The organism is Corallococcus sp. AS-1-12 (assembly GCF_020036995.1).
GTDB lineage: Bacteria > Myxococcota > Myxococcia > Myxococcales > Myxococcaceae > Corallococcus.
This window is the reverse complement of record NZ_JAIQDD010000028.1, coordinates 60,863-87,591: the sequence shown is the minus strand read 5'-3', so window position 1 is coordinate 87,591 and position 26,729 is coordinate 60,863. Positions and strand designations below refer to the sequence as shown.

Sequence of the window (26,729 nt, the reverse complement as noted above, 5' to 3'; positions counted from 1 at the left end):
CTACTCCGCCTTCAGACCTTCCACCGGTTCCACGCTGCTCGCCTTGAGGGCCGGGTAGATGGACGCCAGGTAGGTGACGAGCACCGCGATGACCACCGCCAGCGCCGTCTGCACCGGTTCGATGCGCACCGGCAGCGCGGGGATGTAATAGACCTCCGGATCCAGCTTGATGCCGACCTTCTCGATGAAGAGGCACCACGCCAGGCCGGAGAACAGGCCCAGCACGCCGCCGGCCACGCCAATCTGGAGCCCTTCGGCGAGGAAGATCTTCACGATGCCGCCGTCCGGGACGCCCAGCGCCTTGAGGACGGAGATCTCCTTGCGCTTCTCCAGCACCAGCATGATGACCGTGGCGACGATGAGGCCCGCGGCGACGATGATGATGATGGACAGGATGATGCCCATCACCAGCTTCTCCAGGCGCAGCGCGGAGAAGAGGTTCTTGTTCATCTCGCCCCAGTCGCGCGCGCGGTAGGGGTAGCCGCCCAGCACGCGCACCACCTGGTTGGCGATGCGGCGCGCGTCGTCGATGTCCGCCACCTTCAATTCGATGCCGGTGGCGCCCTTCACGGCGAAGAAGTCCTGCGCTTCCTGGAGCAGGATGTAGACGAACTTGGAGTCGTACTCGTACATGCCCGAGTAGAAGACGCCCGCCACCCGGAACGCGCGGCTCTTGGGAATGGGCCCGGACGGCCCCAGCTCCGTGCCCAGCGGGGACACGACGTTCACCCGGTCCCCCACCACCACGCGCAAGGACGCCGCCAGCTCCCGGCCGATGATGATGCCCGGCAGCACCGTGGGCTTCGCGGGCTTGGAGGGCTTGCCGATGATGGGGTCCTCCTCCTCCGCGTCCTCGCGGCCCTCCGCCGCGCTGCTGGGGAGGATCTTCGCGGGCTGCTCCAGGTGGCCCAGGTCGCCGCCGGGCAGGATGTTCTGGGGCAGGTCCGTCACCGAGCCGACCGTCTTCGGGTCGATGCCCTTGATGATGACGCCGTCGACGTTGCCCTCCGAGGCGATCATCACCTGGTTGATGATGAAGGGCGTCTGGCCCACCACGCCGGGCACGCGCTTCACCTGCTCCATGACCTTCGCGTAGTCCGGCAGGTCGCCCGCGTAGCGGGACACCACCGCGTGCGCGTTGGTGCCCAGAATCTTCTGCTGGAGGTCGGCCTCGAAGCCGCTCATCACGCTGAGCACGATGATGAGCGCCATCACGCCCACGCCCACGCCGCCCACGGACAGCGCGGTCATCATCATGGTGGGCGACTGCTCGTGCAGCTTCATCCGGTGCTGCGCGGACGCGGCGGCGAGCGGATCCGCCAGGCCCAGGTTCTTCACGCGCGTGCGCTCCACGGCGGCCTCCGCCCCGCGGATGATGAAGTAGACGATGAGCGGCGGGATGATGCCGAACATCAGCACCGCGAGCGCGCCCAACAGCAGCGACGGGCGGAACACCGCCACGTGCCGGCGCGCGACGAAGAGCTCGAAGCCCAGCCGCAGGTCCACCCGGCCGCTGCCCGCCGCGATGAAGCCCGTGTTGATGCCCAGCACGAGCGCCAGCACCAGCGCGGCGAAGACGAGCCAGTACGCCAGCTCCGGCCGGCCGATGAGCCCCGCGACGTACGTCACCTCGCGCAGCCGGTAGCCCAGGGCGAGCTGGAGCGACGGCACGCGCTCCATCAGCGACAGGAGGATGGGCACCGGCAGGCCCAGGTAGAACACGCCGATGGTGGCTTCCGGGAACGACAGCCGCTGCGCCCGGGACGCGCCCACGAAGCCGGACGCGAACGCCACGCCCATGCTCACGATGAACGCGATGGCGAAGGCGATGGTGGGCGGCAGGGACAGCCCCCCGCCCGCCTCGCGCGCCGCGCCGCCCAGGTCGGACGGCACGCCGCTGGAGAGCACGGTCTGGAGCAGCAGCAGCGCCAGCTCCGCCAGGAGGATGCCGCCGCCGTAGGCGCCCAGCGTGCTCCAGTAGAAGTCCCGGTAGCGCGCCAGGCGCGGATACAGGGGCGCGCCCGCGGCGGGGCTGGGCCCCTCACCGGAGGCCGGCGCGCGGCGGATGCCGGCGGCGATGAGCCCCCAGCCCGCCAGCCAGACGAGCGTCCCCGCCACCAGCGCCTTGGGGCCGGCCACGGCCGCGGCCTTCTGGGCGCCCAGGGCGAGCGCCCCGGCGTCGAAGGACTGGACGAGCCCGCCCCACCCCACGAAGGAGAGGCCCAGGGCGCCGGCCACCTCGGCCCACGCCTCGGACTCGGAGATGGCCACCCCCAGGAGGATGGCTCCCACGAGGGCCACGAGGGCGCCGGCCCACAGGAGGGGCCAGCGATAGTCGGTCTGCCGTTCGGCGGGGTGCACGAGGCCTCGTGGCTACTTCGCCAGCGGCTTGAGGAGGGGGAAGAGAATCACGTCACGAATGCTGGCGGCGTCCGTGAACAACATGGCGACGCGATCAATCCCGATGCCCTCACCGGCCGTGGGCGGCATGCCGTGTTCCAGGGCGCGGATGTAGTCCTCGTCGTAGTCCATGGTCTCCTGCTGGCCCCGCTGCTTCGCGTCCAACTGGGCCTGGAAGCGGCCCTTCTGGTCCAGGGGGTCGTTCAGCTCGGAGAAGGCGTTGGCGATCTCCCGGCCCGCGACGAAGAGCTCGAACCGGTCCGTGACTTCCGGGTTCTGGTCGTTGCGGCGGGCGAGCGGGGAGACGGCGGTGGGATACTGGGTGATGAAGGTGGGATGGATGAGCGTGTGCTCGACGTGGGCCTCGAAGAGGGCGCCCACCAGCTCACCGTGGTTCATGGCGTCCACGGCGCGGCGCTCCGCCTCCGAGTGGACCGTCTTGAGCAGCTCGTGACGCAGGCGGTCCACGTCCACCATGTCCTTGTCGGACAGGGTGGGGACGGCCTCGCGGATGGCCTCCGGCATGGGGATGCGCTTCCAGCCCTTGCCGAAGTCCACCGTGTGCTCGCCGTACTTCACCTTGGAGTCGCCGGTGACGTGGCGGGAGGCCTCCGAGAGCATCTCCTCCGTGAGGTCCATCAGGTCCTCGTACGTGGCGTACGCCTGATAGAACTCCAGCATCGTGAACTCCGGGTTGTGCCGGGTGCTGATGCCCTCGTTGCGGAAGTTGCGGTTGATTTCGTAGACGCGATCCATGCCGCCCACCACGAGCCGCTTCAGATAGAGCTCGGGCGCGATGCGCATGTAGAGGTCGATGTCGTACGTGTTGTGGTGCGTGATGAACGGCCGCGCCGCCGCGCCCGTCACCAGCGGGTGCATCATCGGGGTCTCCACCTCGACGAAGTCCCGCCCGTCGAGGAAGCTCCGGATGAACTTCACCAGCTTGCTGCGCTTGAGGAAGACCTGCTTCACGTCCGGGTTGGAGACGAGGTCCAGGTAGCGCTGGCGGTAGCGGACCTCCACGTCCGTGAGGCCGTGCCACTTCTCCGGCAGGGGGCGCAGGGACTTGGTGAGGGGCACGAACTTCGTGGCGGACAGGGACAGCTCGCCCGTCTTGCTGCGGAAGACGGGGCCCTGCACCGCGACGAAGTCGCCCAGGTCGCACTGCTTGAAGACCTCATAGAGGTCCCCGAGCGCGTCCTTCTTCACGTGCGCCTGGATCTCCCCGGAGCGGTCGCGCAGCTTGATGAAGGCGGCCTTGCCGAACGAGCGCATGGCCACGATGCGGCCGGCGACGTCGTAGACGGGCGCGTCCTTCTCCAGGTCCTCCATGGAGTGGTGGGCGTGCGTGGCCAGGATGTCCGCGGCCCGGTGCTTGGGGGCGTAGCCGTTGCCGTACGGGTTGAAGCCGGCCTCGCGCCACTTCTCGGCCTTGTCCAACCGCTGCTGGTAGATCTCCTGCTCCTTGGAGCTGGAGTCCGCCGCTTCGCCGCTCTTCTCACCTGGGGGGGTCTTGTTCTCGGGGTCGGCCATGACGCGCTCGTATGAAAGGCGCGGCACCGTAGCCAAGCCTCCCCCGGTACGCAACGCATCCCAGGGGGTGGCGGCCCCGGAAACGACCGTCAGGAAGACATCAAGAGAAATGCGCCCACCGCCGCGGCCAGGAGCAGCGGGATGAGGATCTCCACCGGGAAGCGGTGCTGGGCATGCGCCAGGTGCAGGCCCTTGAGGCCGAAGCGGCGCTGGCGGCGCACGCGGGAGGCCACGAGCGACGCGAGCGCGGGCGGGGCCTTCTCCCGCTCCACCGTGCGCACGCGCTCCACCGTGCGGGCGTACCGGTCCCACCCCTGGCGGCACTCCTCACAGCCGTCCAGGTGGCTGCGCACCGCCTGCTCCTGGGGGGCCGCCAGTTGTTCATCGGCGAGCGCCAGGAAGAGCGCCCTCGCCTCGCGGTGATCCAATCGCGGTTCCACGTCCGTTGACCTCCACCCGCCGCCGCTCATGGTTCGAAGCGCCCCAGCAGGTCCGCCAGCTTCTCGCGTGCCCGGTGGAGCCGGCTCTTCACGGTTCCCTCGGGCAGCTCGGTGATGTCGACAATCTCGTCGTAGCTCAGGCCCTCGATGTCTCGCAGCGCCACCAGCATGCGCGCATCGGGGTCCAGTTGGGAAATGGCCCGCTGCACCCGGGCCCGCTCACGCGCCGCGTCCAGGGCGGCGTCCGGCTGCGGCGGCGCACCGCCCCCTTCCGAGATGGCGGCGGCGCTCACCTCGTCGAACACGTCCGAGCGGCCCCGCCCCCGGCGCTGGAGGTACTTCAGCCGGTTGAGGCAGTGGTTCTTGGAGATGCGGAACAGCCACGTGGACAGGCGCGCGTCCTCGCGGAAGCGGCGGACGTTCTGGTGCACGCTGACGAAGATCTCCTGCACCAGGTCGTGGGCCTCCTCGCGGTCGCCCAGCATGCGGAAGCAGAAGTCGTAGAGGCGGTCCTGGTGCTGGTGCACCAGCGATTCAAAGGCCTCCGGGTCGCCGCGCCGCAGCCGGACGAGCAGCGCCTGCTCCTCGCGGCGCGGGTCGGCCAGGGCCTCGGCGGCCAGGGCCTGCTGTCCGACGTCGAGCACTCCGCCCGGTGACACCCGCGCCTCCCGTGTCCGGCCCACGCCATCCTACCGCACCACCCTGCCCCGCCCCCTGACACCGGCCCCGGAAAAAGGTTCCCGGGCATGAAGAACCCCTCCCGGCCTCAAGGCCCGGGAGGGGTGTGGGATGCGTCCGGACGTCCGGCTGGGGGCTTGCGTGCCCCTAGTCCGCGGAGGCGTTGCGGTTGGGGTTCTTCACGCCCAGAAGCTGCGCGGTGACGAACTCGTCCAGGTCGCCGTCCAGGACCTTGTCCACGTTGCCCGTCTCCACGCCGGTGCGCAGGTCCTTGACCATGCGGTACGGCGCCAGCACGTAGCTGCGGATCTGCGAGCCGAAGGAGATGTCCTTCTTCGCCGCCTCCGCCGCGTCGCGCTCGGCCTCGCGCTTCTTCATCTCCAGCTCGTACAGGCGGCCGCGAAGGATCTTGAAGGCCATGTCCTTGTTGGCCGACTGCGAGCGCTCCGTCTGGCAGGTGATGATGATGCCCGTGGGCAGGTGGCGGAGCTGCGCCGTGGAGGACGTCTTGTTCACCTTCTGTCCACCCGCGCCGCCGCCGCGGATGAACTTCAGCTCGATGTCCTTCTCCGGCAGGTCGATTTGAATGCTGTCGTCCACCTCCGGGTACACGTCCACGGAGGCGAACGCCGTCTGGCGGCGGGCGTTGGCGTCGAAGGGGCTGATGCGCACGAGCCGGTGCACGCCCACCTCCGCCTTGAGGTAGCCGTAGGCGTTCTCACCCTCGATGCGCAGGGAGACGTTCTTGAAGCCCGCCTCTTCGCCCGGCACCTCGTCGCTGAGCTCGACCTTCCAGCCCTTGGTCTCACCGTAGCGCGTGTACATGCGCAGGAGCATGGCGGCCCAGTCCATGGAGTCCGTGCCGCCCGCGCCCGCGTTGATGTCCATGAAGCAGTTGCTGCGGTCCTGCGGCCCGGAGAGCATCCGCGCCAGCTCCAGCTTCGCGACCTCGCCCTCCAGCGACGCGAGCGTGCCTTCCGCTTCATGGGCGCTGGCCTCGTCGTTCATCTCCGCCGCCAGCTCCAGCAGCGTCTGCGCGTCGTCCAGCCCGCGCAGCGTCTTGTCGAAGGCGCCCACGCTGGCCTCCAGCGTGGACTTCTCCTTCAGCAGGCCCTGGGCCTTGGTGTTGTCGTTCCAGAAGTCGGGCTGCGTGGAGTCGCGTTCAATCAGTGCGATGCGGGACCGCTTGCGGTCGAGGTCAAAGATGCCCCCGGAGCGCGTTGAGGCGCTCCTTCAGGGTCTGGATCTTCTCCATCGAATCGTTCGCCATGGTGTTCGTCGTCTCCTTCGTATCGAAACAGTTGGGAATGCCGGGGTGTTTCAGGAGGCCTTGAGCGAGGTCACCTGTGCATCCTGACGGGGCGGCGTGCGCGCCGTTCCTGGCACGAGCGCCCGGAGCCGGTCCAGCCAGAACGCGCCGGCCATGCCCAGGGAGATGGGCAGGATGAGCGCGATGGCGCGCCAGTTGTCCTGGTCGAACCAGGGAAGGACCTTGAGGACCAGCCCCAGCGCGCCGGTCACCGCGAGCGGGCCCCACACCCACTTGAGCCGCGAGCGGGCCTTCGCGCTATTCCAGGTGAGGCGCAGGCCGTACGGCACGGCCAGGAGCGTCAGCGGGTTCGCGAGGAAGAGGTTCTCGTTGTGGTGCGTGACGACGTGGTTCGTGCCCACCCACATGACGACGAGCGCCAGCCCGGGGATGCCCAGCACCAGCCCCACCACCACGTTCTCCAGGCCCAGGAGGACGCGCGCCGCGCGGCTGCCCTTCTTCTCCCACGCGGCCAGGCCCAGCGCGGCGCCGCCCAGGAGCACGCCCAGCGCGAGGATGTACGGGCCGAACACGGGGGGCTGCGCGGGGGGCCGAGCGCGCGTGGGCGACGCGTAGAAGTCCCACTGCTTCTCCACCAGCGACACCGGCTGGCCGTCCGGGCCCGGCACCTTCAGCTCCGCCACCTGCTGCTCCAACTCGTCCGGGAGGAAGGCCTCCTCGCGGCGGGTGATGGGCTTGTCGATGGAGTCGTTCATCATGAAGTCGAGCAGGAAGCTCACGGGCGGGCTCACCGCCGTGTAGCGCCGCGTGTGCTCGCGCAGCGTCATGCGGGCCGGGGCCTTCTCCGCTTCCGCCAGCCGGCCGCCCACGGCCACGTCGATCATGTCGCGCAGCCGCGTCACGCAGTTGTCGCTGTAGTGCTCGTAGAGGTAGTCGCGGTTCTCCGGCAGCACGTTGTCCGCCAGCTTCTTCGCCACCGTCACGCGCTGCTCCGGCGTGAGGTTGAGCTCCTGCACGCGCACGTCGCGATCCAGCGACTTGTAGAAGCGGAAGGTGCCGTTGACGCTCGACTCGCCCACCCAGAACTCCAGGCGGCCCTTGGCGAAGTGGACCACCGTCTGGTCGTCGAACGAGTACATCCCGTAGTTGTAGAGCCGCTGCATGTGGCGGGCGCGGTCCTCCACCACCAGCGAGCCGTGGCCCCACCACGAGAAGACGTCGTCGCCGGGGCTGAAGGTCACCAGCCAGATGGACAGGTCCTCGCCCCGGCTCTCGCCCGTGCCCCACGGCGGCACCGACGCGGCGCGCGCGACAGGCGCGGTCAGCAGGAGACCCAACAGGCTTGCGACGATGAGAGACGACAGGCGGGGCATCGTTCCATCCAACACGAGGCACGGGGGGCCGCAAGCCCCCCGGCGGGGATTTCAGATGAGCTTCGCGCGGCGGGCGCGCGAGTCGATGGTCAGTGAGTCCGCCACCATGCCCCGCTCGCCCAGCAACTGCTCCTCCAGGGCCGCCATGCGCTTCGCGTCCCGGGGCTTCTCATGGTCATGCCCCAGGAGGTGCAACAGGCCATGCGCCAGGTAGCGGCCCATCTCCGACTCCAGCGTGCGGCCGTACTCCTTCGCCTGCCGCTTGGCCGTGTCCAGGGAGATGACCACGTCGCCCAGCGGGCGGGGGCCCGGGGTGCCCTTGGGCAGGTCGCCCGCGGGGAAGGACAGCACGTCCGTGGCCTTGTCCTTCTGCCTCCAGGTGCGGTTGAGCCGGCGGATGGCCCGGTCCCCCACGAGCGACAGCGACAGCTCGCAGCCGGTGAGGCCCAGGCGCTTCAGGTAGTCGCGGGCCCAGGTGGTGAGCAGGCGCTCGTAGTCCGCGCCCTGCCCGTGCGCCACCTGCACCGTCACGTGGTTGTCCGCGGCCTTGGCCTTGGGCGCCGGCTTCTCCATGTGCGCCAGCTCCACGCGGAACGCCGGGGCGCAGATGGACCAGTAGTCACACGCGCCCTGCGAGTCGTTGCGGTACACCACGCGCTTGCCGCGCGGCACCAGGCCCACCTCGCCCGCGCCAATCCGCTCGCGCTTGCCGTCCACCACCAGGGTGAGCTCGCCCGTGAGGACGAGCACCACCTCGTCGAACTCCGGCGTCTGCGCGGGTTCGCTCCAGCCCGGCGGCGCCCGCATGCGCGCCACGGAGGCGGACTCCGTCTGCGTGCTGGCCACGCCGACGAACTCCTCGATGCGCTTGCCGTCGTCGCGCGGAATCACCTTGCCCTTGCGCAGCTTCACGCCCTCCACCTTGCGGCTCATGACATGCCCGCCGTTCGCACCTTCGGGTCCTTCGCGTCGGATTTCGCGGGCGCGGGCGCCATCATCAGCGGCGCGCCTCCGGCCTTGCCCCCGCCCATGGCGCCCGCCGGGTAGACGGGGCGCGTGTGGTAGATGCCCTCCAGCGTGTGCAGGAAGGACTGGGCGATGAGGTTCAGGTCCTTGAGCGTCAGGTCGCACTCGTCGAGCTGGCCCTCGGAGAAGATGATGTTGATGATCTTCTGCACCTGCGCCTGGAGCTTCGCGCTGGTGGGGTCCGGCATGGAGCGCGTGGAGGCCTCCACCGCGTCGGCGATCATCACCAGCGCCGCCTCGCGGAACTGCGGCTTGGGGCCCGGGTAGCGGTAGATGCTCTCGTCGATGGGGGGCGCGCCTTCCTTGCCCTCCTGCTCCTTCAGGGCCTTGTGGAAGAAGAAGCCCACCGTGCGCGTGCCGTGGTGCTGGGGGATGGCGTCCGCCACCAGCTTGGGCAGGCGGTACTGCCGGGCCATCTCCAGGCCTTCCGTCACGTGGCGCTTGATGATGACCGCGCTCATCGCGGGCGCCAGGCCGTCATGCCGGTTCTCCCCCTTCTGGTTCTCCCCGAAGTAGAGCGGGTTCCGGCCCTTCCCGATGTCGTGGTAGTACGCGCACGAGCGCGCCAGCAGCGGGTTCGCGCCAATCGTCTCCGCCGCGTTCTCCACCAGCGTGCCGATGATGATGGAGTGGTGGTACGTGCCGGGCGCCTGGACGATGAGTTCCTTGAGCGCCGGGTGGTTCAGGTTCGCCAGCTCCAAAAGCTTGATGTCCGACGCGTAGCCGAACGTGGCCTCGATGAGCGGCGTGAGCGCCATCACCATCACCGGGACGGCGAGCGCGGTGCCGAAGAACGCGCACACCGCGGTGATGACCGTGTCCCCGGCCAGGCCCTTGCCCTCCACGAGGAACAGGAAGAGCACCGCGATGAGGTTGGCCACGCCGGTGACGAGGCCCGCGCGGAAGATGCCCACGCGGTCCTTCGCCTTGACGATGCGGTCCGCCGCCACCAGCGAGCCCACCAGCGTGTAGATGCCGAACGCCAGCGAGTTGCCCAGCATCACGCCCGTGAGGCACGCGAACACCATGGCGAAGAAGAGCGCCAGCTCCTGCGTCAGGATGAAGCGCACCAGCATGGCGCCCGCCGCCACCGGGAAGGCGTAATAGAACGCTTCGATGGGCAGCGCCGTGTAGCGGTCCTGCACCGCGTCCGCGATGGACACCCAGACCTGGAGCAGGCCCAGCAGGCCCACCAGCAGCAGGCCCAGGAGCACGCCGTCCTTGCGCGTGGGGCGGAAGCGGCGGAAGGCGGCGCGGCAGAAGCCGTAGAAGGCCACCACCAGCAGGGCCACCAGGCCCGTGCCGCCCACCTGGAGCTGGACCAGGTCCAGGCGGTCCGTCTGCGCGCGCATCCCGCGCAGCATGACGAGGTGCGTTTCGTTGACGAGCTCGCCGTCGCCGATGACGCGCTGGCCCTTCTTGATGGAGATGACGGCGTCCTTCACCGCGTCGCCCGCGAGCCGGCGGCGCAGGTCCGTCTCCGCGATGTTGATGGTCAGGCTGGGGCGCACGAGCCGCTTGGCGATCCTCAGCACCGCGCGGCGCTGCACGGCCGGGGCCTCCGGCATCACGTTGCCGGGCACGGAGGCGAACCGGTCCAACTCCTGGTGGGCCTCCCGCATGTCCACCACCTGGGCGGCGCCCGCGGGCAGCGTCTCCTCGTTCTTGTGCTGCACGTCGCGCACGGTGAGGCCCTGGGGCGCCTCGCGCACCAGCTCCTCCCGCGAGCCGGCCACGTACACCGGGCCGCCGTCCGCGCGGTAGGCGCGGTCCAGCAGCACCAGGGTGGCGGTCTCCGCCTCCTCCGAGAAGCCGTTGGCGGTGAGCGCCTGGAAGTCCTCCGACTCCAGCCCCGCGTCCCGCTGGCCGAAGAGCTGCTCCTGGAACCGGGCCTGCATCTCCTCGCGGTCGCGGCGCTGGCGCTCCAGGGCCTCCGGGGTGAGCGGCGGGGCGCGGCGGCGCTTGGCCTGGCCCTCCTCCGGCGGGGTCTCCTCGGCGCGGGCCTCCTTCTCCTCCTCCAGGTGCGCGCGCGCGGAGGCGAAGGCCGCGCGCACGGACGCGCGCAGGTTGCCCACCACCGCCGGGTTGAGGTCGTACACCGGGCGCACGGCGCTGCGGGCCTCGCGGCGGCGCTGCTCCGTCATCGACTGGTGGACGATGTCGTAGTCGCGCGCGGCCTTGAAGCCGGCGGGCGAGTTGGCCCGGAAGGGCTTGCCCAGGTTCTCCGCGGCGAGCGCAGGGATCTGCTGGCTGTAGAGGCCCGGGGAGATGACGAAGCCCGCCCCCACCGAGACGACGAGCAGCAGCAGGGCCTGCACGACGCGCCGGCCCCACTCCCCACGCCGCCCGAGCCCCAGGCGGACCGCGAGCGCGTCCAGCGGACTGGGCCCGGGGGTTGGTGATTCAGGATCGGCCATGGGGGAACTCCTCACCCTGCGAAGACGTCAGGCTCCCTACAAGGAAGCAGGGACGGGGAAAATTCGTGAGGGTGGGACAGCCGCCGCCCGGACGCCAGTTCGCTCTGCGAAATTTGCGAGTAAGCCAACAGGCAGCGGTGTAAGCCCATAAGCGACTCCACCCCCGTCCCGGCGCGAGGCTGGGAGCGGGGGTGGCGGGCGCGGCATCAGGCCGTCAGGACTCCGCGCCTTCGGCCGGAGGGGTGGAGGCTTCGGGGGCCTCGCGGGCGGCCTGGGCCTCCTTCTGGGCGGCCTCGGAGCGCTCGTAGGCGCGGATGACCTCCTGCACCAGCGGGTGGCGCACGACGTCCACGTCGGAGAACTCCGAGAAGTGGATGCCTTCGATGTTCCGCAGCACGGAGCGCGCGTGGTTCAGGCCGGACAGCTTGCCCGTGGGCAGGTCCACCTGGGTCACGTCGCCGGTGATGACCGCCTTGCTGTTGTAGCCCAGGCGGGTGAGGAACATCTTCATCTGCTCCACGGTGGTGTTCTGCGCCTCGTCGAGGATGACGAAGGCGTCGTTGAGGGTGCGGCCGCGCATGAACGCGAGCGGCGCCACCTCCACCACTCCCTGCTCCACCAGGTGCTGGGCGCGCTCCACGGCCATCATGTCGTGCAGCGCGTCGTAGAGCGGGCGCAGGTACGGGTTCACCTTCTCCGCCAGGTCGCCGGGGAGGAAGCCGAGCTTCTCACCGGCCTCCACGGCGGGGCGCGCCAGGATGATGCGCTTGACCTTGCGCTCCTGGAGGAAGGCGACCGCCATGGCCATGGCGAGGTACGTCTTGCCGGTGCCGGCGGGGCCCACGCCGAAGACGATGTCGTGGGCGCGGATGGCGTCCACGTAGCGCTTCTGCGCGATGCTCTTGGGGGCGATCTGCCGGTTGCCGGAGCTCTTGAGGACGGTGCCGAGCATGACCTCCTGCAGCGACTCCGTGCCGCGGCCCAGGACCTTGATGGCCTGCTCCACGTCCTCGCGGTAGACGGGCCGTCCGGCGCGGATCATCTCCTCCAGGTTCTCCACGAGGCGGACCGCGAAGGCGACCGCGTCCGCGGGCCCCGAGAGAAGCAGCTCCGTACCGCGCTGCCCCACCCGGACCCCCAGGCGCCGCTCCATCAGCTTGAGGTTTTCGTTCTGGTTTCCGCACAGGGCCTGGGTCGTCTCGTTGTCACGGACGTCCACCTTGGCGGAGGTGGGGGTGGTTTCAGCGCGAGCTGCGGGCACTTCCAGCGTGGCGGGATTTCGCAATGCGCGTCGTTCCTCGTTCAGTGATCGCTCGCCCTCAATTTAACGTCGCCCCTCCCCCCTCGCCCGCCGTCTCTCGACGGCGAGCCTGCCCACGGGCTAGCGCACGGGCGGTAGGAGGATGAACTGCCGGGCGGCCGTGCGGCGGTAATAGTACTCCTCCCGCCACGGGTAGCGCAGTTCCTCCGGAGTCAACAATCCGGCATCGACCAAAGCATCCAACCGCTCCGGGAGGTCGCCCTTCTCCAACTGGAACACCTCCAGCGCGGCCTCGATGCGGACGCGCTGCGCGTGGGCAATCTGACGCTGGGCGGCGGGGTCTCCCAGCCGGGAGGCGCCGGGCTCGCGCCCCGCGCTCCCGACCCAACGGGACGCGATGAAGGCCAGGCCCGCGATGACCGCCATGGTCACCGCGATGCGGCCCACGGGCCCCGCGACCCGGGCGAGGAAGCGGGTGTCCTCCGGCACGGGCGCGCGGCCTTCCGGGTCGATGGCGCGCACGTAGTCGCCCTTGACCAGGTTGTAGAGCGCCTTGCAGGTCTCGAACTCGCCCAGGCCGCAGAGGTCCACCATGCGGCGCAGGTCGCGCCCCACGGCGATCTCCTCGTAGACGTGGCGCTCCGACGGACCGATGACGCCCAGCTCCCCGCCCTCGTCGGCGTTGGCGCGGGGCGGCGGCAGCGCCTTGACGCGCTCGAAGGTCATGTCGTCGCGGTGGATGCGCTTCCGGATGACGGGCCACTCGTCCACCATCCGGAAGCCCTCCATCAGCACCGTCTCCGCGCGCAGCGGGGTGATGCCTTCGGGGCCGGGCTCCACGGGCTCCTGGATGAACTCGTAGGTGCCCGCCTTCCAGGTGAAGAGGCGGTAGAGCGTCTCCGTCACCTGGAGCTGGGCCATCTGCTGGAAGCGCTCCGCGGTGAGGGCGTGGCTCTGCACCAGCACGTCCCCCAGGCGCTTGAGGGTGCGCTTCTGGACCTCCAGCGCCGCCTCCAGTTGGGTCTCCGTGATGATCTCGGCGCGCACCAGCATGGCGCCGATGAGTTCCTTGCGCTTCCGGGTGAGGCTCTCGGCCTTGATGATGTGGCCGTCCTGGAAGCCGACGCGCACCTCCTGGTCCTTGTTGCGCAGGTGGAGCGTGCCGGTCTTCTGCTGCTGGCCAATCAACTGCAGGATGTCGCCGATGCCGAAGTCCTTGAGGGTTCCCTTGAGGGACATGGCTCAGGCCTCCCCCCGCTGGTGGCGGCGCAGGCCGCGCAGGGTCAGCAGGTAGACGAAGAAGAGGACCGTGCCCGCGGGCACGAGCTTGAGGTACAGCGGCACGTCCCCGTACGGCGTGCGGACGAGGCCCCGGTGGAGCACCAGCGCGGCCACCGCGAAGCTGAACAGGAAGGCATAGAGGGCGCCCCGCACCGGCAGGCCCGTGCCCACGTGGCCCGCGCCGGACACCAGGCTGCCCAGCACGTACGTCACCCGCTTCGTCCAGGCCTGGTGGCGGTCCACCTCGCCCTGCTTGCGCGAGCGGAACTCCTTGGGCACCTGGCTCTTGCGCGCGTAGACGTGGACGCACTGGCCGCACATCGCGCTGCCCACGGACAGGTCCTTGTCGCAGCGAAGGCAGATGGCACTTCCGCACCGCTCGCAGCCGCGAGACGCCTTCATGCGCCAGGAGGCTTCCCCGAGGACGGCGACGAGCGCCGCGAGCGCCGCGGTCAGCCCCCAGCCCACCGGGCCCGCCGGCAGCAGGGGCGACAGCCACCGGCCCACCTGTCCCTCCACGCGGGCGCCCTCCTGGGTGCCGTCCGCCAGGTCCAGCCAGTCGCGCTCCGGCACCGTCGGGGCCAGCAGCAGGAGGTTGAGCAGGGGGCGGTCCTCCGGCGGCGGGTCCCGGCGCAGGAGCGCGTTGTCCAGGGCCTGCGCCTGGGCGATGGCGGAGGTGGAGCGGTCCAGCTCCTTGCCCACCTGATCATCCGGGAGGAGCCGGGCCCGGCGCCGGTACACCTGCCCCAGGTTGTAGTGCGGCGCGGCCATGGACGGATCCGCCTTGGACGCCTGCGTATAGAGCAGCACCGCGCCGTCCACGTCGCCCAGGCCCAACAGCGCGTTGCCAAAGCGCGTGAGCATCCGCGCGTCGCCGGACTTGAGGGCGGAGGCCGCCTTGAAGTCCGCCCGCGCCTCCTCCAGCAGGCCCCGGCGCGCTTCGTACCAGGCGAGCGCGCCCAGCTCCTGGAAGCGGGCGGTGCGCGCCTCCGCGCGGGCGCGAACACGGGCCGCCGCGCCCTCCGCGGACAGGCCTCCGCGCTCCAGGAGGTAGACGTCCTCCGCGGGCGTGCCGGCGAAGACGGTGAAGCGCGTCAGGGTCCCCGCGGCGAGCGGCATCAGGCCCAGGCCCATGAGCAGCACCGCGGCCACCCAGCGCTCGGCGCGGCCCACGTACAGCGCCACCGAGGCGAAGAGCAGGAGCAGCACCGGCACCAGGCCCGCGCCCAGCACCGCGGGCAGCGCCAGGAGCATCAGGCCCAGCAGCCAGGACTGCCAGCGCGTCACCGCCCGGGGGAACAGGTGGTGGAAGTCATGCAGCGCATAGCGGATCCGCCGCAGGAAGAGCACCGCGACCACCGCCACCGCCGTGGCCGCCCACGCCGCGAGCACCAGCGCGCCCAGGTCCGCGAGCGCGGGCCGGCGGTAGCGGGCGTCACCGAGCAGCGTCGCGAGGGCGGACTTCCACTCCCCCGCCGCGCGCGGCACGTTCAACGGATCCCCCACCACGTAGGCCTCCGCCCGGGCGAAGCGCGCGGCGGGCAGCCCGGGCGACAGGGCCACGGCCACGTCCAGGAGCGCGAGCGCGCCGGTCAGGTCCCCGGCGCGGCGGCGGACCCCGGCCTCGCGCACGAAGCCCATGCTCAGGGGCTCCAGGTCGGAGGCGAGCACCTCCTCGCGCAGCGTGAGCAGCTCCTTCTGGGCGGCGGCCGCCGCGGCCAGGTCGTTGCGGGAGCGCGCCGCCTTCCACTTCTCCCAGGCGGCCAGCAGCTCCGCGTCCGTCACCTTCGGCGCCATCACCGGGGTGACGGCGGGACGGACCGGGACGACGACGGGCGGGGGCGCGGGTTCGGCGGGGGCGGCGGGCTTCAGGGGCGGCGGGGCGATGACGCGGCGCCGGTTGTCGGGGCGGGGCTCGGGATCCGGTTCGTCGGCTTCCTCGGGGCCGGGGTCCTCCACCGGATCATCCTCCGTGGCCTGGAAGGTGCTGGGGTCCGGCTCCGGCTCGATGACCTTCTCCTCGATGCGCAGGAGCGGCTCCTGCATCAACGCAGGGGCGCGCGCGGGAACAAGCAGCACGAGGCTGCAACACAGGCCGAGGAACGAGCGGAGCATCCGGACGTCCGATGATAGGCGACAGGCGGGACGATCCGAAATCATGTGGTGCCCACCGCCCGTGCTACAGGAACCCCCGGCGGGGGGATTGCTCGGGAGTGAATGAATGGCGGCGCCTGGAACGGAGCTGGAACGACTGGTGGAGATCATGCGGCGCCTTCGGGCCGAGGGCGGCTGCCCGTGGGACCGCGAGCAGGACCTGCGCTCGCTGCGCCCCTATCTGACCGAGGAGGCGTTCGAGGTCCTGGACGAGATGGACCGCGTCGCCGACGGCGGCCCGTGGCGCCCGCTGTGCGAGGAGCTGGGGGATCTGCTCTTCCAGATTGTCTTCCACGCGCAGTTGGCGGCGGAGCTGGGCGAGTTCACGATGGCGGACGTCTGCGCGGCGATCAGCGACAAGATCACCAGCCGGCACCCGCACGTGTTCGGGGATCAGCAGGTGAAGGGCGCCGAGCAGGTGCTGGCCAACTGGGCGCAACTGAAGGCGGAGGAGCGCAAGAAGAAGACCGGGCGCGCGGGCTCCGTGCTGGATGGCGTGCCCACCGCGGCCCCGTCCCTGCTGCGCGCGGAGCGCCTGACGGAGAAGGCCAGCCGCATCGGCTTCGACTGGCCGGACCTGGCCGGGGTGCGCGGCAAGCTGGACGAGGAGCTGCGCGAGCTGGACGAGGCCATCGCCTCGGGCGACCGGGACGCCATCGAGCACGAGCTGGGGGACGTCCTGTTCTCGCTCGCGAACCTCGCGCGCTTCGTGAAGACGCCCGCGGAGGACGCGCTGCGCATGGCCACGCGCCGCTTCGTCACCCGCTTCCAGTACATCGAGGCGAAGCTGAACGAGGAGAACGTCCCCTTCGGCGGCGCCACGCTCGCGCACATGGAGCGCCACTGGCAGGCCGCGAAGGCCGTGGAGAAGGCGCTGCCCCCGCCCAGCCACCCGCCGCGCGCGTCCGTGGCCACCCTGCGCCTGGCGGTGCCGGACGTGGCGGCCCAGAAGGCCTTCTGGGATGAGCTGGCCTCCTGGCTGGGCTGGGCCCCCACCCGGACGACGGATGGCACGGCGGCCTACACGGGCGCGGGCCTGGGGCTCGTCTTCATGCCGGGCAGCGCCCAGGCGCAGGCCGCGTCCCCGGTGGCCATCACCCTGGAGGCGCCCTCGACCGCGGGGGTCACCCGGCTCCTGGAGCTGTTCCGGGCCCACCACCCGGGGCGCCTGGTGGCGTGCGCCACCCCCGAGGCGGGCTTCCAGTTCGTGGATCCGGCCGGGTTGCGGTGGGAATACGCCGCCCCGCCGGCATGATTCTTCCGGCGACAGGCGCCGGTGGGGCCCCGGGAGGCATTCCGGGGGCCTCCCGGGGGTTCCGGAACTGGAAATCCTGATCGCGATCGCACGCGTGCCTTGACGCAACCGGGGCGTCGCAGTAAGGACGGCCCCTCTTTTTCCTTGCCTTGCCTTCCGCTGGAGCATTGCCTTGGCGAACACCAAGTCCGCAGAGAAGCGTTACCGCCAGTCCCTGAAGCGCCGCGCCCGGAACGTGAACGTCCGGACGACCGTGAAGGACGCCGTCAAGTCCGCCCGCGAGGCCATTGCCTCCAAGGACGGTTCGAAGACGACGGACGCGCTGAAGGCGGCTTCCAAGACCCTCAACAAGGCGGCCAGCAAGGGCGTCCTGCACAAGCGCACCGCCGCGCGCCGCATCTCCCGGCTGGCCAAGGCCGCCGCGAAGGCGAAGGCCTAGTCGTCCCGTAGCACCACCGCGCGTCGAGGACCGGGCTCCCCGGTCCTCACCAGGTGCTGGCCAGCCGATCGTAGCCGTCGCGCATGAGCAGCTCCGCCAGGCGCGCCAGCGCGGCCTGACGGTTGGCCTCGGCTTCCAGGACGTTCCCGCGTCCCTGGAGGTAGTCCTCGGTCCCCGACACCACCGTCTCCCCGAGCAGTTGCCCCTCCTTGACGAGGCGCAGCCGCACGGTGGTGGAGATGCGGTAGTTGTTGGGGATGATGGTCGGGGACGTCCAGATGTTGAGCACCGCCCCCTCCACCGTGGACGTGCAGCCCGGAGCGCTGGCCAGCCGGCCCGCTTCGATGAGGTTCTGCCGCAGGTAGCGCGTGAAGAGGTTCTCCAGCGCGGGCTCCGGCGTCTCGTTGGCGAAGATGGGCGCGCACACCTGCCCCGCTCCCTCCGGCAGCGCGGAGCCCCACGGGCTGAAGCGGTAGCCGCACCCGGCGCCCAGCATCGCCGTAGCCACCACGCCCCACCGGAACGCCTTCACCGCACCCGTTTGAATCGCGTTCCTGGAGGGCCGCATGGGCGCGCACCCTACCCGGCCGCGATCCTCCGTCAAGCGACGGAGTGGGAGGCGGCACCGCCCTCAGGCGTCGAAGCCGGCCACCGGCACGCGCCGCACGCGACCTGCTTCCGCCAGCGCGGCGCGGGCCACCTGGAGCCGCGCCTCCCGGGCCGAGCCCCTTGGCGCCATGCCCAGGGGCCACCGCATCCGTGAGCCGTCATCCAGCTCCACGGTGAGGCCGTGGTGACGGTAGAGCCCCGTCAGCATCACGCCGAGGACGCCCGCGGCCAGCGCCATGATCCGCACCGCCTGCGTCGGCGCCCAGAGGAGGCCCAGCGCCGTGAAGGCGAGCAGGCCCAGGGCCTCCAGGTACGGCCGCGTGCTCCACTCCAGCCGCTTCACCCGCGCCCAGGGCACGTCGAGCGCCGGGCCTCCACCCGGGCGCCCCTGGAACGACAGCCGCGCGTCGTTCACGGCCAGGGCGCGCCGGTTGCCCAGGTCCAGCGTCAGCGGAGTGACGCCCGGCCACGGCGCGGGCGGCTCCGAGGACTCGGGAGACCGGGGCGGCAGGGGCGCCTCCGGCAGCTCCGCGTTGCAGAAGGCGCAGCGGCGCCGGGCCGCCGTCTGGGGCCGCCCGCAGGCGGAGCACATGACGAGCACTTCCGCGGGCACCGCCCCTCCCTCCCGCCGTCAGCCGACGACGAAGTTCACCAGCCGCTTGGGCACGAAGACGAACTTGCGCAGCGTCTTGCCTTCGAGCGCGGCCTTCACCTTGTCGTCCGCCTCCGCCGCCGCGCGCACGTCCGCCTCGGCCGCGTCCGCCGCCACGCGCACCTCCGCGCGCAGCTTGCCGTTCACCTGCACGGCGTACGGAATCACGTCGTCCACCACCAGCGCCGGGTCGAACTCCGGCCAGGACTCCGTGACGGTGGACGCCTTCGCGCCGTAGGCCTCCGCCAGCTCGTCCGCGATGTGCGGCGCGATGGGGGTGAGGATGCGCGCGAGCAGCCGCACCGCCTCGCCCATGGCCGCCTTCTCCGCGGGCGTCTCCGGCGTGCCCACCGCGTAGAGCGCGTTCACGCACTCCATGACGCCCGCGACGGCGGTGTTGAAGGACAGGCGTTCAATCGCCTCCGTCACGCGCTTGACGCACTTGTGCGCCGCGCGGCGCGTCTCCAGCGCCTTGCCCTCGTAGGGGCCCGAGTGCGTGGCCTCCGCCGAGGAGGCCTGGTGCGTGGCGGCCAGCGTCCACACGCGCTTGAGGAAGCGGAACACGCCCTCCACCTGCTCGTGGGACCAGTCGAAGTCGCGCTCCGGCGGGCCCGCGAAGAGCACGTAGGTGCGCGCCGTGTCCGCGCCGTACTTCGCCACGATGGTGTTGGGCGCCACGCCGTTGCCGTAGCGCTTGCCCATCTTCCGGCCGTCCGCGCCGTTGACGATGCCCTGGGTGATGAGCCGCGTGACGGGCTCGTCCACCGGCGACAGCCCGAGGAGCTTCATCACCCGGGTCCAGAAGCGGAAGTAGAGCAGGTGCATCACGCCGTGCTCGGGGCCGCCCACGTAGATGTCCACCGGGAGCCAGCGCTGGCCCTCCTTCGGGTCGAAGGGGGCCACGTCGTACTTCGGCGACAGGTAGCGCGCGAAGTACCAGCAGGAGTCGACGAAGGTGTCCATCGTCTCCGTCTCCCGGCGCGCGGTGCCGCCGCACTTCGGGCAGGTCGCGTTGACGAACCCCGGCACCTTCGCGAGCGGCGGCTCCCCCTTGCCGGTGAGCACCGCCTGCGTGTCGATGTCCGGCAGCCGCACCGGGAGCTGCTCCACCGGGACGGGGATGCCCTTGCGCTCGGGGTCACACTTCTCGCAGTAGACGATGGGGATGGGCGTGCCCCAGTAGCGCTGGCGGCTGAAGCCCCAGTCCTTCTGGCGGTACGTCACCGTGGCCTTGCCCTGCCCCTGCGCCTCCAGCTTCGCGGCGAGCTTCACGCGCGCCTCGGCGGAAGGCATGCCGGTGAAGTCACCGGAGTCCACGAGGACGCCGTCCTCCGTGTACGCCGCGTCGAGCGTCTCACCGGCGCCCAGCTTGTCGCCTGACGCGGGCTGGATGACCACGCGCACGGGCAGCGAGTACTTGCGCGCGAAGGCGAAGTCGCGCGCGTCGTGCGCCGGCACGCTCATCACCGCGCCGGTGCCGTAGTCGCTCACCACGAAGTTGGCGATCCAGATGGGCACCGGCTGACCCGTCACCGGGTTGAGCGCGTAGCCGCCGGTGAAGACGCCCTCCTTCTCCGCGTCCTCGCCCAGCCGCTCCGTCTTGTTCTGCGCGGCCATCTTCTTCGCGAACGCGTCCACGTCCGCGCGGCGCTCCGCCGTCGTCACCTGGGCCACGAGCTTGTGGTCCGGCGCGAGCACCACGTAGGTGCAGCCGAAGAGCGTGTCCACGCGCGTGGTGAAGACGCGCAGTCCAGCGTCATGCCCCTGCACGCGGAAGTCCACCTCCGCGCCGTCCGAGCGGCCAATCCAGTTGCGCTGGGCGGAGGTGATGCGGTCCGGCCACTCCTTGAGCGTGTCGAGCGCGTCGAGCAGGTCCTGCGAGTACTTCGTGATGCGGAACGCCCACTCGGGCATCTCCTTGTCCTGCACCTCGGAGTCGCAGCGCTCGCAGCGGCCGTCCTTCACCTGCTCGTTGGCGATGACGGTGTGGCAGCCCGTACACCAGTTCACCTTGCTGAAGCGGCGATAGACGAGCCCGCGCTCGAGCATCTGGAGGAAGAACCACTGGTTCCAGCGGTAGTACTCCGGCTGGCTGGTGTTGACCTCGCGCGTCCAGTCGTAGCTGTAGCCGAGCGTCTTGATCTCCGCCTTGAACGACTCGATGTTCTCGCGGGTGCGGATGGCCGGGTGGACGCCGTCCTTGATGGCCGCGTTCTCCGCCGGCAGACCGAAGGCGTCCCAGCCCATGGGGTGCAGCACGTCGAAGCCGCGCATCTGGTAGTAGCGCGCGTAGACGTCCCCGATGAGGTAGTTGCGCACGTGCCCCATGTGCATCTGGCCACTGGGGTACGGCAGCATCTCCAGGACGTACTTCTTCGGGGCATCCGGGCGCCTGCCTGCCCGGAAGAGGCCCTCCTGCTCCCAGCGGGTCTGCCACTTTCCTTCAATCGACTGCGGCTCGTAACGCTCGTTCATCGCCATGGCTTCTCGGTCTCTTAGCGGGAGGTAGGACACGCGGGCAACAAGTCTTGGCGCGTCGAAAGCCTGGACGGCTGGCGGCCCCGGGGCCCTGACCGGGAAACCTGGATGGGCGGGGACCGGGCCTGCCCCGGGCGGGGGTCAGGCCTCGCTCGGTGCTTGCCCTCGGGGCCGGGCGCGACTAACTCGCCTTCCCGGTCTGGAGCAGAGGGAGAGCACCATGCAGGTCGTGAGTGTGAAGAAGGCCCTGTCGGGGGCCGTCGAAGCGGGCTCGAAGGTGGAGGTGCGCGGCTGGGTGCGGACGCGCCGCGACTCCAAGGCGGGCATCAGCTTCGTGAACGTGAGCGACGGGTCGGTCTTCGACCCCATCCAGGTCGTCGCGCCCAATTCGCTGCCCAATTACGAGAAGGAGGTCCTGCACCTCACCGCGGGCGCCTCCGTCATCTGCCGGGGCACGCTGGTGCAGTCGCAGGGCAAGGGGCAGGCCTTCGAAATCCAGGCGGACGAGGTGCAGGTGCTGGGCCTGGTGGACGACCCGGACACCTACCCCATCCAGCCGAAGCAGCACTCGCTGGAGTTCCTGCGCGAGGTGGCGCACCTGCGCGTGCGCACCAACACCTTCGGGGCCATCACCCGCGTGCGCAACGCGGCGGCGCAGGCGGTGCACCGCTTCTTCCACGGTGAAGGCTTCTGCTGGGTGAACACGCCCATCATCACCGCGAGCGACGCGGAGGGCGCGGGGCAGATGTTCCGCGTGTCCACGCTGGACGCGAACAACCCGCCGCGCGGGCAGGACGGCAAGATTGACTGGGGCAAGGACTTCTTCGGCAAGGAGGCCTACCTCACCGTGTCCGGGCAGTTGAACGTGGAGGCGTACTGCCTGGCCATGTCCAAGGTCTACACGTTCGGCCCCACGTTCCGCGCGGAGAACAGCAACACCACGCGGCACCTGGCCGAGTTCTGGATGATTGAACCGGAGATCGCCTTCGCGGACCTCAACGAGGACGCGGCGCTGGCGGAGCGGTTCCTCAAGTACGTCTTCAAGGCCGTGCTGGAGGAGTGCGCACCGGACATGAAGTTCTTCGAGGAGCGCCAGCAGAAGGGCGTCACGGAGCGGATGGAGAAGTTCATCGGCTCCAGCTTCGAGCGCATCGACTACACGGAGGCCGTCTCCATCCTCCAGAAGGCGAAGAAGAAGTTCGAGTACACGCCGGAGTGGGGCAAGGACCTCCAGACGGAGCACGAGCGCTACCTCACCGAGGAGCACGTGGGCCGGCCCGTGGTGGTGATGAACTACCCGGAGGCCATCAAGGCCTTCTACATGCGCATCAACGACGACGGGAAGACCGTGGCCGCGATGGACGTGCTCGCGCCGGGCATCGGGGAGATCATCGGCGGCAGCCAGCGCGAGGAGCGCCTGGACGTGCTGGACGCGCGCATGAGGAAGTTCGGCCTCGATCCCGCGCACTACCAGTGGTACCGCGACCTGCGCCGCTACGGCACGGTGCCGCACGCGGGCTTCGGCCTGGGGTTCGAGCGGCTCATCGTCTACATGTGCGGCCTGCAGAACATCCGGGACGCCATCCCCTACCCGCGCGTCCCGGGCTCCGCGACGTTCTAGTCCGGGCTCAGGACTTCTTCGTGATGCCGGCGCGCTCCTGCGCGAGCGCGCCGAGCGCGGACCAGTCCTCATCGCCGCGCCCCTGGGCGACGCCGGTGAGGAAGTGGTCTCGCAGGAGGCTCGCCAGCGGGAGGGGCACCTCGGCGGCCCTTCCCGCTTCGAGCGCCAGTGACACGTCCTTGAGGCCCAGGCGCAGCGCGAAGCCCGCGGGCGTGTACTGCCCCTTCGCGATGGCGCCCGCGTAGTTCTCGAAGATGGGGGCCTTGGCGAAGACGGACTTGAAGACGTCCAGGAACGCGGCGCGCTCCACGCCGCACTTCTCCGCGAGCGCGAAGGACTCCGACAGGGCCTCCATCATCGACGCGATGAGGAAGTTGCCGGACAGCTTCACCGTGTTCGCGGCGGAGGGCCGCTCCCCCAGCTCCGTGAGGCCACGCCCCAGGGCCGTGAGCACCGGGCGCACCCGCTCCACCTGCGCCTTCGGCCCCGCGGCGACGACCCAGAGCTGCTTGCCCGCGGCGGCCTCGGGCCGGCCGAAGACAGGGGCGGAGACGTAGCCCTGCCCCGCGTCCGTGTGCGCCTTCGTCAGGCGCTCCGACAGCGCGACGGAGATGGTGCTGGAGGAGACGTGGATGGCGTTCCTCGACAGGGCGCTGACGACTCCGTCCTTCCCCAGCACGGCCTCCTCCGCGGCGTGGTCGTCCGCGAGCATGGACACGACGACCTCCGCGTCGCGGGCGGCCTCCGCGGGCGTCTTCGCCACGCGCGCGCCCTGCGCCTTCAGCGGCTCCGCCTTGGAGGCGGTGCGGTTCCAGACGACGAGCTCATGGCCCGCGCCGGCCAGGTTCTTCGCCATCGGCGTGCCCATGTTCCCCAACCCGATGAAGCCGACCTTCATGGAGATGCTCCCTTCGTGCTCGCGTTCACGCTTCGTTGGACTGTTCTTCCGACACGTCCAGCCGCTCGAAGGCGCGGCCCAGGACGGCGACGCCCAGCGCCACCTCCGCGCAGAGTGCCCCCGCCGCCGCCAGCCCCGCGAGCGGAACCGCCCAGCGCCCCATCACAGTGAACAGCGGATAGCCCACGAGGAGGGCCACCACCGCGGCAGGCAACAGTCCCAGGAACGTCACCACCAGCGTGCCCACCAGCGTGAGCAGCCGCTGGCCCAGCGCCTCCACGCCGCGCGCCCGCTCGGAGTCCGCCGGAATCCACGCGGGCAGCAGCACCACCGCCGCGTTCTGCACGAACAGCCCCGCAAGCCCCAGCGCCGGCAGCACCGGCAGCAGCCCCAGCACCACCGGCGTGGACCAGGGCGCGAGCGTCACGTCGTCCGCGCCCACGCCCAGCACCAGCGCCAACAGCAACATCACCCACTGCGCCACGCCCAACGTCAGCGCGGACGCCGCCAGCTCCGCGCCCACCACCTGCCGCCCCGTGAGCGGCAGCGCGCGCAGGAGCTCCAGCTTCGGCAGGTCCATGCGCAGGTCGGTGCGGAACGCGCTCGGGCCAATCACGGCCATGGCCAGCGCGACCATCAGGGCCATGGGGCCCAGGAACTCACGGCTGTTGGAGAACAGCCGCGTGTCCCCCATCACCAGCGCGAACACGGCGCCCAGGACGCCGAAGGACAGCAACATCACCAGCCCGCTGCCCATGCGCCTGCGCGCGATGAGGTTCTTCCACAGGAGCGCGACCTCCGGACGCCCCCGGGCCTGCAGCACGAAGGGCACCCGGCCGACCCGGATGGAGCCCGAGCGCGCGGCCCGCTGCTCCCGCCGCCGCGTCCGCGCCTCCGCCCCGGCCACCGCGGAGTCCTCGAAGGGCACCTCCACCGCGAGCACCCAGGCGTAGTGCGCCACCAGCAGCGCCAGCGACGCGGGCAGGTAGCGCAGGAAGCCCTCCCAGCTCCGCGCCATCGCGGGGGCCACCAGCGCCCGGCCGGGCCACAGCACCGCCCGGAGCCCGGGGGCGTCGAGCACGTCGCGCAGCCACTCGCGCACCGCGAAGGGCCGGGAGAGGTTCTCCGGCAGCGGGTAATCGCGCAGCGTGGACAGCAGCGTGCCCATCCCCGCCACCAGCACCCCCGCCACCACCGCCCACCGCACCGCGCTGCCCCAGCGGCCTTGCGACACGAGCCACGCGCGCACGAAGGACGCCGCCGTGCCGTGCAGGTAGAGCGTCCCCATGGCCAGCGCCGCGCCCAGGAAGAAGAGCACCGGGCGGGGGCTGGTGAAGCGCCCCACGAAGAGGGTCGCCGCCAGCGCCGCGAGCACCGCGCTCAAGAGGCCGCGCAGCAGCTTGTAGTGCAGGAGCGCCTTGCGCGTGACGGGCGCGGCGAAGAAGGTCTGCACCTCCGTCTGCGTGAAGGTCAGCGCCGGCCGGTCCGCCCCCAGCACCCACGCCGTCACCAGCGTGCCCAGCACGGAGACCTCCAGCGAGAACTCCGCGAACAGCCGCGCGTTGGGGGACACCGCGCGGCCCGTGCCCTGGACGAAGACGCTGCGCCCCACCAGCGAGTACAGGTACGCGAGCCCCACCAGCGCCCCCAGGAGGTAGCGCGGACGCTTCAGCCGTTGCACCTGGCGCACCACCCGGTTGCGCCACGTCCTCACCCAGAGGAACACCACCGCGCTCGGGAAGCTCACGCCGGCTCGTGCCCCCGCGCTCGCGCCTCCTCCGACGCCGCGCTGGTGATGCGCACGAACAGCTCCTCCAGCGACGCGCCGTCCCCGGCGCCGCCCGCCATCTGCTCGCGGATCTCCGGCAGCGAGCCCAGCGCAACCGCGCGCCCTCCGGCGATGACGAGCAGCCGGTGGCACAGCTCCTCCACCAGCGGGAGCAGGTGCGAGGACAGCACCAGCGCCGTGCCCTCCTCCGCGCGGCGGCGCAGCGAGGCCTTCATGCGGCGGATGCCCAGCGGATCCAACCCCGTCAACGGCTCATCCAGCAGGATGAGCCGGGGCTGGTGCAGGAAGCCGCACGCGATGGACAGCTTCTGCTTCATGCCCCGCGACAGCTCGCCCGGCAGCGACTTCTCCCGGCCCGTGAGCTCCATCTCCTCCAGGAGCGCGCGGCCCCGCGCCTCCCAGTCCTCCACGCCGTAGAGCCGCGCGGTGAAGTTCAGGTGCTCCCAGACGGTGAGGTACTCGAAGAAGCGCGGCTCGTCCGGGAGGAACGCCAGCTCGCGCTTCGCCTCCACCGGCGCCCGCGCCACGTCGAAGCCCGCCACCCGCACGCGCCCCGCGGAGGGCGGGAGGATGCCGGCCAGGCACCGCAGCGTGGACGTCTTGCCCGCGCCGTTGGGCCCCACCAGGCCCAGCACCTCGCCCGGGGCCACCTGGAAGGACAGGCCGCGCACCGCCCGCACCGCGCCGTACGTCTTCTCCAGCCCCTCGACGTCCAGCGCCGGTTCCATGCGTGCCCTTGGGATTGCTGTCGGAGCTCAGCCGAGCTTCAGCAGTTCCTTCACCGTGTCCAGCACCACGCGGGCCTGCACGGGCTTCACCAGGTAGGCCGTGGCCCCCAGCGCCATGGCCCGCTCCCGGTCCGCCGCCGCGCCCTCCGTCGTCACCACGACGATGGGCACCGCCCGGTGTTCCTCCGTCTGGCGGATGTGGTGGATGAGCTTCAGCCCGTCCATCAACGGCATGTTGATGTCCGTCATCACCAGGTCGAAGCGGCCCTGCGTGGAGAGCTTCTTCAGCCCCTCCACGCCGTCCTGGGCCTCGATGCAGACCACGTCCGCCAGGCGCTGGAGCGCGTACATGATGCTGCGGCGCATCGCCTGCGAGTCATCCACCACCAGTGCGCGGATCTGCTGCGACATGGACACCAGCCTAGCA

21 protein-coding genes are annotated in these 26,729 nt (G+C 70.8%); 3 read left to right on the top strand and 18 right to left on the bottom strand.

What is annotated here, in order from left to right:
- The 11 genes from K8556_RS31765 to K8556_RS31715 form a co-directional block, all read right to left on the bottom strand.
- Nucleotides 1–2,361 (bottom strand): ABC transporter permease, encoded by a 2,361-nt coding sequence (locus K8556_RS31765; protein ID WP_223743855.1) that lies wholly within the window; start codon nt 2,359–2,361, stop codon nt 1–3.
- Between the two features lie 12 nt (nt 2,362–2,373).
- The gene (gene lysS / locus K8556_RS31760) at nt 2,374–3,933 is read right to left on the bottom strand and encodes a lysine--tRNA ligase (protein ID WP_223743854.1); all 1,560 of its coding nucleotides are present in this window, start codon (nt 3,931–3,933) and stop codon (nt 2,374–2,376) included.
- 89 nt (nt 3,934–4,022) lie between these two features.
- Nucleotides 4,023–4,403 (bottom strand): anti-sigma factor, encoded by a 381-nt coding sequence (locus K8556_RS31755; protein WP_223743853.1) that lies wholly within the window; start codon nt 4,401–4,403, stop codon nt 4,023–4,025.
- Nucleotides 4,400–5,032: a sigma-70 family RNA polymerase sigma factor gene (locus K8556_RS31750; RefSeq protein WP_223743881.1), complete on the bottom strand. Its 633-nt coding sequence runs from the start codon at nt 5,030–5,032 to the stop codon at nt 4,400–4,402. The genes K8556_RS31755 and K8556_RS31750 overlap by 4 nt, the downstream gene beginning before the upstream one ends.
- Nucleotides 5,033–5,198: 166 nt before the next feature.
- Nucleotides 5,199–6,321 (bottom strand): peptide chain release factor 2 gene (gene prfB, locus K8556_RS31745; RefSeq protein ID WP_223743852.1). Its coding sequence is split into 2 segments (ribosomal slippage): nt 5,199–6,251 and nt 6,253–6,321, totalling 1,122 coding nucleotides; the frame shifts between segments, so codons are not numbered across the junction.
- Between the two features lie 50 nt (nt 6,322–6,371).
- Nucleotides 6,372–7,694, bottom strand: a complete 1,323-nt coding sequence (locus tag K8556_RS31740; protein ID WP_223743851.1) for a DUF4105 domain-containing protein — start codon at nt 7,692–7,694, stop codon at nt 6,372–6,374.
- Between the two features lie 51 nt (nt 7,695–7,745).
- Nucleotides 7,746–8,627 (bottom strand): rRNA maturation RNase YbeY, encoded by an 882-nt coding sequence (gene ybeY / locus K8556_RS31735; RefSeq protein WP_223743850.1) that lies wholly within the window; start codon nt 8,625–8,627, stop codon nt 7,746–7,748.
- Nucleotides 8,624–11,137, bottom strand: coding sequence for an HD family phosphohydrolase (locus tag K8556_RS31730; protein WP_223743849.1), 2,514 nt, complete (start codon nt 11,135–11,137; stop codon nt 8,624–8,626). Before K8556_RS31730 ends, ybeY begins: the two co-directional genes overlap by 4 nt.
- Nucleotides 11,138–11,351: 214 nt before the next feature.
- Complete coding sequence (locus K8556_RS31725) at nt 11,352–12,422, bottom strand: PhoH family protein (protein WP_223743848.1); 1,071 nt, start codon at nt 12,420–12,422, stop codon at nt 11,352–11,354.
- 96 nt (nt 12,423–12,518) lie between these two features.
- Nucleotides 12,519–13,637 (bottom strand): DUF4388 domain-containing protein, encoded by a 1,119-nt coding sequence (locus K8556_RS31720; protein WP_223743847.1) that lies wholly within the window; start codon nt 13,635–13,637, stop codon nt 12,519–12,521.
- A gap of 3 nt (nt 13,638–13,640) precedes the next feature.
- Nucleotides 13,641–15,794, bottom strand: a complete 2,154-nt coding sequence (locus K8556_RS31715) for a tetratricopeptide repeat protein (protein ID WP_223743846.1) — start codon at nt 15,792–15,794, stop codon at nt 13,641–13,643.
- Nucleotides 15,795–15,900: 106 nt separating this feature from the next.
- Here K8556_RS31715 and mazG point away from each other — a divergent pair, with 106 nt between their 5' ends.
- Nucleotides 15,901–17,088 carry a nucleoside triphosphate pyrophosphohydrolase gene (mazG, locus tag K8556_RS31710; protein ID WP_223743845.1) on the top strand — a complete coding sequence of 396 codons (1,188 nt, stop codon included), beginning with the start codon at nt 15,901–15,903 and terminating at the stop codon, nt 17,086–17,088.
- A 172-nt stretch (nt 17,089–17,260) separates the two neighbouring features.
- Nucleotides 17,261–17,527, top strand: coding sequence for a 30S ribosomal protein S20 (rpsT, locus tag K8556_RS31705; protein ID WP_120550834.1), 267 nt, complete (start codon nt 17,261–17,263; stop codon nt 17,525–17,527).
- 46 nt (nt 17,528–17,573) lie between these two features.
- Here rpsT and lptE read toward each other — a convergent pair whose 3' ends face one another.
- The 3 genes from lptE to leuS form a co-directional block, all read right to left on the bottom strand.
- Nucleotides 17,574–18,095, bottom strand: a complete 522-nt coding sequence (gene lptE, locus K8556_RS31700; protein WP_223743844.1) for an LPS assembly lipoprotein LptE — start codon at nt 18,093–18,095, stop codon at nt 17,574–17,576.
- A 63-nt stretch (nt 18,096–18,158) separates the two neighbouring features.
- Nucleotides 18,159–18,749, bottom strand: coding sequence for a hypothetical protein (locus K8556_RS31695; protein ID WP_223743843.1), 591 nt, complete (start codon nt 18,747–18,749; stop codon nt 18,159–18,161).
- 18 nt (nt 18,750–18,767) lie between these two features.
- On the bottom strand, nt 18,768–21,269 hold the full coding sequence (leuS, locus tag K8556_RS31690; RefSeq protein WP_223743842.1) for a leucine--tRNA ligase: 2,502 nt from the start codon (nt 21,267–21,269) through the stop codon (nt 18,768–18,770).
- 217 nt (nt 21,270–21,486) lie between these two features.
- On the opposite strand from leuS, the gene asnS reads away from it, so the two are divergent.
- Nucleotides 21,487–22,887, top strand: a complete 1,401-nt coding sequence (asnS, locus tag K8556_RS31685; protein WP_223743841.1) for an asparagine--tRNA ligase — start codon at nt 21,487–21,489, stop codon at nt 22,885–22,887.
- Nucleotides 22,888–22,894: 7 nt separating this feature from the next.
- On the opposite strand, the gene K8556_RS31680 is transcribed toward asnS, so the two are convergent.
- Genes K8556_RS31680 through K8556_RS31665 form a run of 4 tightly spaced genes read right to left on the bottom strand, consistent with a single transcriptional unit; the run spans nt 22,895 to nt 26,713 of the window.
- Nucleotides 22,895–23,791, bottom strand: coding sequence for an NAD(P)-dependent oxidoreductase (locus tag K8556_RS31680; protein ID WP_370639996.1), 897 nt, complete (start codon nt 23,789–23,791; stop codon nt 22,895–22,897).
- 19 nt (nt 23,792–23,810) lie between these two features.
- A complete protein-coding gene (locus K8556_RS31675; RefSeq protein ID WP_223743839.1) occupies nt 23,811–25,532 on the bottom strand; it encodes a putative ABC exporter domain-containing protein in 1,722 nt (573 codons plus the stop codon).
- On the bottom strand, nt 25,529–26,302 hold the full coding sequence (locus tag K8556_RS31670) for an ABC transporter ATP-binding protein (protein WP_223743838.1): 774 nt from the start codon (nt 26,300–26,302) through the stop codon (nt 25,529–25,531). The genes K8556_RS31675 and K8556_RS31670 overlap by 4 nt, the downstream gene beginning before the upstream one ends.
- Before the next feature lie 27 nt (nt 26,303–26,329).
- Nucleotides 26,330–26,713: a response regulator gene (locus K8556_RS31665; protein WP_206797946.1), complete on the bottom strand. Its 384-nt coding sequence runs from the start codon at nt 26,711–26,713 to the stop codon at nt 26,330–26,332.
- Nucleotides 26,714–26,729: the final 16 nt, after the last annotated feature.